Annotated in this window: 8 protein-coding genes and 2 rRNA genes; 7 read left to right on the forward strand and 3 right to left on the reverse strand. The window is 54.1% G+C overall.

Annotation, left to right across the window (positions count from 1 at the left end; translation table 11 throughout):
- The first annotated feature begins 78 nt into the window (after positions 1 to 78).
- The 7 genes from rimI to HY913_02340 all read left to right on the forward strand — a co-directional run bounded on the left by rimI (position 79) and on the right by HY913_02340 (position 9,042).
- The gene (rimI, locus tag HY913_02310) at positions 79 to 546 is read left to right on the forward strand and encodes a ribosomal protein S18-alanine N-acetyltransferase (protein ID MBI4962087.1); all 468 of its coding nucleotides are present in this window, start codon (positions 79 to 81) and stop codon (positions 544 to 546) included.
- 140 nt (positions 547 to 686) lie between these two features.
- Positions 687 to 1,313, forward strand: coding sequence for a protein-L-isoaspartate(D-aspartate) O-methyltransferase (locus tag HY913_02315; protein MBI4962088.1), 627 nt, complete (start codon positions 687 to 689; stop codon positions 1,311 to 1,313).
- A complete protein-coding gene (locus HY913_02320; GenBank protein MBI4962089.1) occupies positions 1,310 to 3,928 on the forward strand; it encodes a hypothetical protein in 2,619 nt (872 codons plus the stop codon). The genes HY913_02315 and HY913_02320 overlap by 4 nt, the downstream gene beginning before the upstream one ends.
- A gap of 190 nt (positions 3,929 to 4,118) precedes the next feature.
- Positions 4,119 to 4,367 (forward strand): hypothetical protein, encoded by a 249-nt coding sequence (locus HY913_02325; protein MBI4962090.1) that lies wholly within the window; start codon positions 4,119 to 4,121, stop codon positions 4,365 to 4,367.
- Positions 4,368 to 4,739: 372 nt separating this feature from the next.
- A complete protein-coding gene (gene lexA / locus HY913_02330) occupies positions 4,740 to 5,420 on the forward strand; it encodes a transcriptional repressor LexA (GenBank protein MBI4962091.1) in 681 nt (226 codons plus the stop codon).
- Between the two features lie 543 nt (positions 5,421 to 5,963).
- Entirely contained in the window at positions 5,964 to 8,588 is a 2,625-nt protein-coding gene (locus tag HY913_02335) for a DNA polymerase III subunit alpha (protein ID MBI4962092.1), read from the forward strand.
- Positions 8,581 to 9,042, forward strand: coding sequence for a hypothetical protein (locus HY913_02340; GenBank protein MBI4962093.1), 462 nt, complete (start codon positions 8,581 to 8,583; stop codon positions 9,040 to 9,042). The genes HY913_02335 and HY913_02340 overlap by 8 nt, the downstream gene beginning before the upstream one ends.
- A 387-nt stretch (positions 9,043 to 9,429) precedes the next feature.
- Here HY913_02340 and HY913_02345 read toward each other — a convergent pair whose 3' ends face one another.
- The 3 genes from HY913_02345 to HY913_02355 all read right to left on the reverse strand — a co-directional run.
- Positions 9,430 to 10,092: a hypothetical protein gene (locus HY913_02345; protein ID MBI4962094.1), complete on the reverse strand. Its 663-nt coding sequence runs from the start codon at positions 10,090 to 10,092 to the stop codon at positions 9,430 to 9,432.
- A gap of 229 nt (positions 10,093 to 10,321) precedes the next feature.
- Positions 10,322 to 10,438 (reverse strand): 5S ribosomal RNA (gene rrf, locus HY913_02350).
- A 100-nt stretch (positions 10,439 to 10,538) separates the two neighbouring features.
- Positions 10,539 to 10,903, reverse strand: a 23S ribosomal RNA gene (locus tag HY913_02355); the annotation flags it as partial.

Raw genomic sequence — 10,903 nt, forward strand, 5'->3', positions numbered from 1 at the left:
ATCGGACATTACTTTCGGCAATCACCACAATCAGACCGCACACCAATGGTTAGCCAACAAACTCTCAGTAGCGAACCGATGCAAGTATCGGATCTTGACGCAGTAGTGGCTATTGAAAAGGTCTCCTTTGCCGCGCCGTGGTCAAGGAACATGTTCCTCGAGGAAATAGCCAACCGGGCCGCAAGGCTCATGGTTTTCAAGTCGGAAGATACTCTTGTAGGCTATATATGCTTCTGGGAGGTCCTTGATGAGGCTCATTTGATGAACGTCGCTGTTCATCCCGACTACCGCGGTCACGGATATGGGAAATTCATAATGGACCAACTGGAGGCCATGTGCTTGCGGGACGACCTCAAGAGAATTATCTTGGAAGTTGGGAGGCGAAACCTTCCCGCGAGGCGGCTCTACAGAAAATGTGGTTTTAGCGCCATTGGATTTCGGAAAAAATATTACAGCGAATTGCAGGATGATGCGCTGGTCATGGAAAAGTGGTTGGGGGTGCACCCGAATGAAGAGCATGATCCCAATAGGACGGACGCGCAGTGACCGATAATCTTGCGATAAAATTGGCTCCGATATTGTTTCTGCTGGCTGCCACACTGCAAGTCGGGCCGACCCCGAACTGTCTTGCCGGGACTCGCCCCGATCCGGCAGCGTTTGCGGAAAGGCAGAATGAAAGAGACCATATGGTACAGGTCGGGCTGAAAGGATTTGGCCGGACCGCAATCAGCGACCCTGCTGTAATAAAATCCATGACTCGCGTCCCGCGTCATTTTTTTGTGCCCGGAGCGGCAAAACTGCTCGCTTACCAGGACAGCGCTCTTCCAATCGGTCACGGCCAGACTGTTTCCCAGCCCTACATTGTAGCCCTCATGACTCAGGCGCTGGAGCTGAAACCTGGGATGAAAGTGCTTGAAATAGGGACGGGTTCCGGTTATCAGGCTGCGATACTTGCCGAGATAACCCCTGACGTCTTCACCATAGAGATCGTAAAGCCCTTATACGAAGCTGCCAGGGACAGGATAGGGCAGCTTGGTTATGAGTCAGTGAAAGTAAGCCTCGGAGACGGATACTATGGCCTGAAAGAGGCTGCGCCCTTTGATCGTATCATTGTGACCTGTGCCGCACTCCACATCCCACCGCCCCTGTTCGACCAGTTGAAGCCCGGAGGCAAGATGGTCATTCCGGTGGGCGGAAATTTTGAGACCCAGCGACTTCTGCTGGTCACGAAGGATGAATCGGGCGGCCGCAGTTCGCAAACCCTGGAACTGGTGCGATTCGTACCCCTCATTCGAGGTGCTCCGGACAAGTGATTGGGGAAACGACCTGTGCACGACGCTTGGGGCCGGTTGTCTTTTTCCTGTCATTCGCTACGATAGGCTGGCAACTGGCTCTGATGCGTTGCCTGCTAATCGCTCGGTATCATCACTTTTCCTTTCTCGTCATTAGTTGCGCACTGCTGGGCTTCGGAGCAGGCGGTACCATCCTGTCCCTCGGCAGATCCTGGTTTACGGAACATCGGGAGTCCGTGTTCCGCTGGGGTATCCTGTCGTTCGCTTTGTCCTTGCCGGTTTGCTTTCGCCTGGGCGAACTCCTTCCTCTCAGTGTGTATTTTCCACCCGTAGAGGTCCTGCCGACTCTGAAGTGGTGGTTCCTCTTTTGGCTCATTCACGTCATTCCTTTTCTGCTGGCAGGGATTCTTATAGGCCTCGCGCTCATGACGGCCGGCCTCGAAACCCACAAGGTCTACGCGTCGAACCTGACCGGCAGCGCGGCCGGAGCGCTGGGCGGCATCTGGCTGCTGGAACACTTCCCTGCCAACGGCGTTGTTGTCCCGCTCGCAGCGTGCGCACTCGTCTCGGGGGTTTTCCTGCTTCGCCGGTCGGGCCTTGTCCATAATTCAGCGAAGTCAAAAGAAGGTGTGTACAACGGTAACAATCGGCATACACCGTCCGCCGTACAAGGAAGCCCTCAGCCAACAAGCGTAAAGCGGACAGCGCAGGCCGGCTGTGCATCCCGCGGCAGAGTGCAATGGACCTACGGATTGTCTCTGCTGATTGCAGGGGTTCTATTAGGTAGCAGCCAACTTGTCCCTGCGGACAGGATTTTCCCGCTCAACGTAGATCAATACAAGTCCCTCGCCTTTATCCAGAGGCTGGTGGAACAGGGAAGCGCTGAAAAAAAGGCATCATTCAGCGGCCTGCGCGGCAGAATAGACCTTTTTGCAAGCCCGTCTTTTCACACCCTGATGTCCCTGAATTCCTCGGAAGCACCTCCCCCTATGGATGTGTTGCTCCAGGACGGCTTTCAAGTCGGATCGATTCCTTCCATTTCAAGTGCCGATCAAGCGCGTTTTCTCCAATCCACCTTGTCGGCACTCCCTTACAAGCTGGTACGACCGGAGAGCGTGCTCATTCTTGGCGATGCAGGCGGGATCTACATATGGTTGGCTCGGCTCAGCCCGGCCCAATCTATCGTAACGGTTCAGCCTGACAAAAACATAGTTCGAGTCCTGCAAGACCATCCCAGCCGGGTTCTCGACGACCCGCGCGTAACCGTGGTAGTGGCTGACCCGCGCGCGTTTCTGGATCAGACAACGACCACCTTCGACATCATTCATCTGGCCGCATTGGAAGGGTTCGCTCCGGGCTCCGGAGGAATAGGAGGTCTGCGCGAAGACTACCTTGCCACGGTAGAGGGATTCGAGCGGTGCCTCGCATTGCTGAGCTCAAGAGGGATCGCCAACGTGGTCAGGGGAATCCAAGACCCACCTCGGGACAACTTGAAGATAGCCGCCACATGGGTCGAAGCCCTGGAAGGAGGGGATGTCAAAGATCCGGGCCGGCACCTTCTCATTGCCCGCGATGAGTTAAACCTTGCCACTCTGGCTGCAAAGAACCCCGTGAGTCCCGAGACGTCGCTGAAGTTTCAAGAGACATGCCGTTCCATGTCGTGGGACACAGAGTGGTTTCCGGGAGTTAGACCTGAACAGACAAATCGGATCCATTCGATTCCAGGCCCTGAGGGCAGCCGGGTCTCCTGGTACTACGATTCGATGAAAAAGTTGGTTGGCGACAAAAGAGCTGAGCTTTACGAGGACTGGATAGCCCGGATTAAACCTGCCACAGACAACCAGCCGTTCTTCCACGATTTTTTTCGATGGAAATCGCTCGCGAAGCTTCGTCGAGTCTTCGGTCCCCTGTGGCCGACGCGAGCCGAGATGGGATTCCTGGTTCTCATCATTTCCGTGATATGGACAGCCGGAGTCGCTGCCTTTCTCCTCCCACCCGCGGCGGTGCTCCTGCGACGCGCGAGGAATGCTCCTTCGGGGAACCTGCTGGTGTGGGTGGGGTTCTATTTCGCCTTGCTCGGGACCGGATTCATGTTCCTGGAAATGGCCTTTATCCAGATGTTCACGCGATTTCTCGGAGATCCGGTTCTGGCCGCCGCGACGGTTTTTGGAGGTTTCCTGTTCTTTGCAGGCTCAGGGAGTATGGTTCAGCCGAGTGTCACCGGAAAGGTGCCGGGGGGGATTCTCCTTGTTGCTGTCTTCATCGCTCTCATTACCGTAGTGGATTTTGCCCTTTTCCCCGTGGTTTTCGAAGCCGGGGCCGGCCTCAATTTTTTTTGGAAGACGTTGGTCAGCCTTGGTCTTATGGCTCCTCTGGCATTCCTCATGGGCATGCCGTTTCCGTGGGCGCTCTCGGCGCTCCAAAAAGCGGCCCAGGCATCCATCCCACTTGCTTGGGCTGTGAACGGCTTCGCTTCTGTCGTCTCCGCCTCCGCCGCGGTGCTAGTATCAATGGCGTACGGATTCAGCTTTTTGCTTGCCCTGTCAGCCACAATCTATGCTCTTGCCGGAGGGCTGGCCGTTTTCCTCGGGAAGGTTGCCCCCGGGGATGCGTCTCCCGAGACTACGTCCAAATAATCTATATGGAATCGGAGTATTTGCACTGGCACTTTATTAGTAATTGAGGGCTTACCAATTGCCGAATGTAATCAGGGAACTTTTTTTATTTAATCGTATAAAAATACTTGTGGTCACAGGCGATAACGGGTATAAGCTCGCACCTGATCGGTTGACTTGCATCAACCCATTGTGACCAGGGGTATTTTTCATGAAACTTCCCTCCGCACTTCTCTTCTTGATCATCGCTACCTTGCCCTTCATGACCTCCTGCTCGGCCCTGCGTTCCGGCAATCCGGTTCCGGCCGGGTACGATGCAGACAAACAAGGATGGGTATCCAAGTACATTCCAGGCGCCAAGTCGGTCTCCAACTTCATCCCCCCACCCTCGGAGGCGAGGACTAATTGGGACCGATGGTATGACAAAAGAAACGACTCCTGGAAGACGCGGGGTGAGTAGAACACCCCCCTCTATCTGACACAGGCCTGCTTTCCACAACTTTTCTCACAGACATATCCCGTGGGCACAGCCCGCCCAAAGATGTTGTTCTGCGTTTATACCGATCGCCAAAATTCTTGTCCGAATGCGGTTAGCCTGGGTAGGGGCAGGCGCCCGAAAACTGTCTCAGAATGGAGGATTCTGCGATGGCACCGGTACGGCGCGGTTCGTGAACCGCCCTTACTGCCTGATCCCACCGAGATGTTTGTCTCAATTTCAATGCACCTCCGTATAGAAACTCACGCATGAAGTCGTCGGCCATCTTCAGGCCTCTTGTGAGCAACGCGAAGTTTCTGAGTCCTTTCCAGCACTGGGGCAATATCACAAGCGGCATTGAAAAGTCTGGTGTATGTTCTTTTTTTTCTTGCCAAGAGAACATTTGTTCTCTATATTAATTACGTGGAAATTACCACCCGACAAAAGGAGATCCTCAGCTTCATCGGGTCTTTTCAGGACCGCGAGGGATTCTCTCCATCATTGAGGGAAATATGCAAGGGGTTAGGTCTCGCTTCTGCAGGAAGTCTGCTCAAACACATGCGAGTCCTGGAAAAAGGGGGTTATCTTACCGGTGTCCCCGGCAAGAAACGGGCCTGGAAACTCACGTCTCGCTCGTCGACCGTCTTTATCCCCCTTATCGGCCAGATCGCAGCGGGCACCCCGATCTTGGCCCAGGAGAACAGGGAAGAAGATCTGCCGGTAGATCCCAGACTTTTCGGCTCAGACAGCGTCTTTGCTCTTCGAGTGCGAGGGGACTCCATGATAGATGCACAGATCCGAGACGGGGATCTTGCAATCATTCGACCGCAGGCGGTGGTCCAAAACGGGGAGATAGTGGCCGTCCAGGTGGAAGGGTTGGAACCGGAGGCAACACTCAAGGTTTTTCGACGTAGCCCCGCGGATATAGAGCTGCACGCAGCCAACCCCTCATATCAGCCGTTAGTTTTCATTGGCGATGAACAGGCGAGAGTGAAGATCCTCGGCAGGCTCGTGGGAGTCATCCGGGCGGGTGTGTGAGCAGGGAGAGTAGCAGAAGGAAGGCGTTTGCCGGGGAACCCCTCCCCAAAAACTCCTATACCATGCTCGCTGTGTGTGTTCCGCCAGCGACGGAACACACACAGCGAGTAATATAGAGCTTTTTGTTGGTGGCACGGGGGAAAACTCTTTACACAATGGATTGTTTACTTAAGTCCACAGATTTTGCCGATGCTGTGGAGATATGGCTCCCAGGCTTTGCCTCGGAATGCGGCCCAATGTTGTCATTGCTGTAGATGTTAGATAATTCGAGGACAAGATATCCCACGTTCCGCTGGACCGGCATCTTGCCGGTCATTCTAATAGACATGCTGGAAACCTGTCCCACCAATGGAGATTGCTTCGGGCTGCGCCCTCGCAATGACATATTCATGGTAATCCGCATTATCAGGCGTAGCTAAGTGAATAATCCATTACACAAAGAGGTTCCCGTTAGATTCCCTACCGGTGCGGCCGGTCCCGATGCGTGATGAAGCAGGTAAGCGGTCTGCACATGAGTATCTTATGTTTAGAGGAACCGTCTGAATGGATAATTTTGTGCATCTTGAAGTCCAAAGCGCTTACTCTTTCCTGTGGGGAACTTTTAACCCGGAGGAATTGGTCGAGGGAGTCCGCGGCCTTGGTCAGAAGGCGGTCGCTCTCACCGACTATGGACTTCACGGAGCGGTTCGCTTTTATAAGGCGGCTTTAGCAGCGGGTATTCAACCCATACTGGGTGCGCGGCTCTCTCTGTGGGACGGCTCACCGGTGAGCATGCTGGTTTCCGATTCCGAAGGGTACCGAAATTTATGTCGCCTTTTATCCATAGCCTTTGAAGGTGGAACCACCGCGAAAAATCTTATTACCAAACAGGATTTGACACACTGGTCCGGGGGGTTGATCTGTCTGGCAGGTGGATTCGGCTCCCGTGTAAAAACTTTGCTGGAGAAGGAGAGAATTGATCAAGCAAGACAAAGCCTGCTGGAACTGCGGGAAGTCCTGCGTCACCCGGATCGACTCTTTGTAGTTCTGCAGAATCACCGACAATCCGAAGACACAAAGCGACAGGCTGTCAGACTGATGGAGCAGACAGTGGCCTTGGCTCGAAGCCTGGATATTCCTCCGGTGGCCACAAATTTGGTTACTTATCTAAGGCCGGAGGATTATGTCCTGCATCGGACCCTTACCGGCATACAGCGCCACCATCATCATAGAAAGGTTTCTCCTTTACCGAATGACCAATTCTTTCTGACCGGCAGCCGCGAGATGGAGCGCCGAATCCCTTATCCTGTTGCTCTTGAAAATACCCGCGTGATCGCTTCGATGTGTCGTCACTTTTCCTTGCCTGTCGGCAAGCTTCATCCTCCTGTGTCGGAAAATCCGGAGGGATCGTCTCGCAAGCTTACTACTTTAACGCTCACGGAAGCGGCTCGGATGTTTCGACCGGTCTCCCTGCATTATCTTCGGCGACTCGACCGAGAACTGGCCGTTATCAACCAATTAAAACTGGCCGACTTCTTTCTGCTGGTGAGAGAAGTGGTCGATTTTGCACGAAAGACCGGTATTCGCCACAGCGTGCGAGGATCGGCCGCAGGAAGTCTTGTGGTTTACCTTCTGTTGGGCGGCGTGGACCCGGTAGCCCATAACCTCCTCTTTGAGCGTTTTGTCAACGAGGGTCGCATTGACATGGCGGACATCGATCTGGACTTTGATTCCGATCGCCGTGACGAAGTCATCCATCATCTGATGGAACTCCTCCCTCGTCAAACGACAATGGTATCGACTATTCTCAGTTTTCGGACTCGTAGCGCGGTCCGTCTGGTGGCACGAGCTTTGGGCTATCCTCTTGAGGAAATCAGTCGTCTTTCAACCTGTCTACCGTGGTCGCTTCAGGGGCGGGACCTGGCAGAGGCCTTGGAAAATCTGCCGGAACTGAGATCTGCCCCTATTCAAAATGAAACACTTCTGGTCAGTTTGGCTGCAAAGTTGGCCGGCCTTCCGTTTCAGAGTTCGGTCCATCTAGGTGGTGTAATTATAGCGCCGGACGACATCAAGGCCTGGACTCCTATAGGGACTTCCCTCAAGGGCTTTCCCGTGGGACAGTTGGACAAGGATGATGTGGAAGCGCTGGGGCTCCTTAAACTGGACCTACTTGGCCTGCGAATGCATACGGCTATTCGGAAGGCGCTTGAGGTCCTGGAAAGAAAAGGAATTCACTTTGATCTTGACCGCATGCCGCTAAACGATCGCAAAACTTATGCCCTTTTTCGAAGCACGGAAAGTGTGGGGGTGTTCCAGCTTGAATCTCCCGGCCAGCGGAATCTGCTGGGTCGCCTTCAGCCCCGCCGCTTCGGGGACCTGATTGCCGAGATCTCTCTATTCCGGCCGGGCCCTGTGGAAGGCAACATGGTGGAAACATACGTAAGAAGGCGCAATGGAGAAGAGGCCGTGCGAGTTCCACATGAAAATCTGCTGCCTATTTTGGCAGAAACTTACGGTGTGATCCTTTTCCAGGAACAGGTGCTTAGGATTGCTAACAAATTTGCCGGATTATCCTATGCCGAAGCTGATGCGTTTCGTCGAGCCATGACCAAGGATCGCGGATCCGGAACCATGGAATCGCTGAAACGACGATTTGTTGAGGGGGCCGGACAAAACGGCTACAGTAAGGTCTTGGCCGAGGCGGTCTTCCGCAAAGTGGCAGCCTTTGCTTCTTTTGGCTTTTGCAAAGCTCATGCTGCGTCCTTCGCTCATATAACTTATCAAAGCGGGTTCTTGAAGGCTCATTATCCGCAGGCATTTTACCTGGGGCTTCTGAACGCGGGCCATGTGGGTTCATATCCTCCCTTTGTGTTTCTGAATGAGGCCAGAAGGCGAGGCATCCCTGCCTATCCCCCTCACATCAACGCGAGCGGCTCGGAATACGAGCCGGATGGATCAGGGATTCGTGTTCCTCTGGTAGTCGTGAACGGCGTGGGACCGGAGACTGCTCGCCGAATCGTTAATGATCGGGAGAGAAGAGGCCCGTTCCGCAGCCGTACAGAGCTTTTGGCTCGACTTCCGCTCCCTGAGAGGGTCGTGAAGGTCCTCACATCGGCCGGAGCGCTGGATGGGCTGGAAGAGTTTGAATGGAGGTTAACACAGGAGGTATACGAAGCCGGCAATGTCTGACCTTCGCATTCGTGACTTTTCATTTTCCAAAGCCTACAGCGAAGCAAGTTCCATGAGTGTCTCCTGCACCGGGCACCCGCTGTCCGTTTTGCGTCCCCATTTGGCAGCCGACGGGATAGTAACGGCAAAAGATCTGCGGCGGGTACCATCCGGACGGCGAGTACGCATTACCGGCATTTTGATCATTGTGCATACCCCGCCCACCAGATCGGGTAAGCGAGTCATGTTTATCACTATGGAAGATGAAACAGGTCTTACCGACCTGGTGATGTTTCCCAAGGTGCAAGCTCATGCCGCGCGGCCTATATTGACAAGCGAAGTGGCGACCGTAGAAGGGCTCTTGCAGCGCGAGGGCAAGGACGGCCTATCAATATCCATAACGGTTGAAAAGGTGATACCCAAGTGGACCGGCCTGCTCGCAGACTTCTTGAAACCCGGCCATTCGAAGCCGTAAATACTCTCTCATGGTAAGGATCAAAGCCTCCAAATCGTCCAACAGCGGCGCAATCGGTTCAAAACAGCTCCTTGCGGCCAAGCTCCGCGCGAACTAAACCGGTTCTCGAAAGTAATCACGGATTGAATTGGGGTGCCACTGCTGGCTTGTCCAGCAGTGCGACTCCATTCGGAAAAAACTTTTGAGAATCACCATAATACCAATGCGCATTCATGCAAGAAAGCATGGCGCGCATCCCGCGTCCCGCGGGACCGCCACCACATTATGGTAGCGGCCGGCGTCCCTGCCGGCCATTGCTAATGTCCCTTCTTGGAAGGCGCATCGGTATCAAGTGCGTGTGGGAATTGTAGGATTTCAAATTGAATGGTCTGAAAAGGGGTGAATTATTCAGATTCGGTCGAGCATCCTGTTCGTAGGGGACCGGACATCAACTTTGTACGACGCTGAAACCGCCTGGTTCTTGATTTTGTCATGAAGCGTGGTCTTTATCACAAAGTGTTGTTGCATCGGCTTCTTTAGATTTATCTCCATCTTGTAGTACAGATCGATTACCGGAGACCGAGATACTCTATTTATCTTCAGCACGTTTTCCTTACCCGCGATGAGCTTTCCGGCGGCATCGAATATCGACAGATCTACAGTCAAGTCTACCACGTATCTGCCTTCCGAAATGAGCGTGCTGAAATTGGAAGGCTCAAAGTAGAGCACTATGCGGGAGGCCTGTTGGCCTTGTTCCAGCGGGGAATAGACTCCGAATCCTTCTACGGAGCTGCAAAGTTCAACTTTGCGGAAACCGAGCCGGCCTTTGTTCTGCAACTCAATTATCTTTTCTCTCAAAATCCGGACTTCATCGGGTGAGTCCTTGGTTGTGGGAGAGCCACTCTGGCCTTGATCCGAAGCCGAGCCCGCGGGGCTCCCGGGCTTGGTTTCGGAGACAGCGGAAGAACCCGGGTCCTGAGACGCTGCTATCACGGGAAAGGCCTCCATTGCTTGTGCGAGCACCAGGGCCAGGAAGGCGAGGGCGGTTCGGCAAGTTGCAGCTGCGGTCATTGTGGTTCCTCCCATGAAATCGGGAATCGTCTCAAAGCGATGGAATAGGCGTACCCGTTGAGTGTCGTAAAGTCAACCGCTATGACGGCGGTTGCGTAAATGCCGGCGACAGTCGTCGAATGCTGGGCGCCTTCCAGGCGGGGTTTGCCCAATCGCCTCAAGTGGGCAAGCAATACGGGCCGGAAAATAAAAAACCCCCGATTCCAGAGGAATCGAGGGTCTATGGTTATCCCGGCGACGACCTACTCTCCCACGCAGTCACCCACGCAGTACCATCAGCGCTGGAGGGCTTAACTTCTGTGTTCGGAATGGGAACAGGTGTTGCCCCTCCGCCATAGTCACCGGGAAAGCGGATAAACAAAATTATGGCGAAGCGCCACGAGGCAAAACCTCGTGGCGCCGTATATCAACCAAATAGGAAGATCGAGGAATACTTATCTTGTGTTGGGAATCAAGCCGCACGACCTATTAGTACCGGTAAGCTCCATGTGTTACCACACTTCCACCCCCGGCCTATCAACCTCGTCATCTTCGAGGGGTCTTTAGGGGCCTAAGCCCGGGATATCTAATCTTGAGGTCGACTTCCCGCTTAGATGCTTTCAGCGGTTATCCGATCCGAACGTAGCTACCCGGCTATGCCGCTGGCGCGACAACCGGAACACCAGGGGTTCGTCCATCCCGGTCCTCTCGTACTAGGGACAGAGCCTCTCAGATATCCTGCGCCCGTGGAAGATAGGGACCGAACTGTCTCACGACGTTCTAAACCCAGCTCGCGTACCGCTTTAATTGGCGAACAGCCAAACCCTTGGGA

It is taken from the genome of Desulfomonile tiedjei, assembly GCA_016212925.1.
Classification (GTDB): Bacteria; Desulfobacterota; Desulfomonilia; order Desulfomonilales; family Desulfomonilaceae; genus JACRDF01.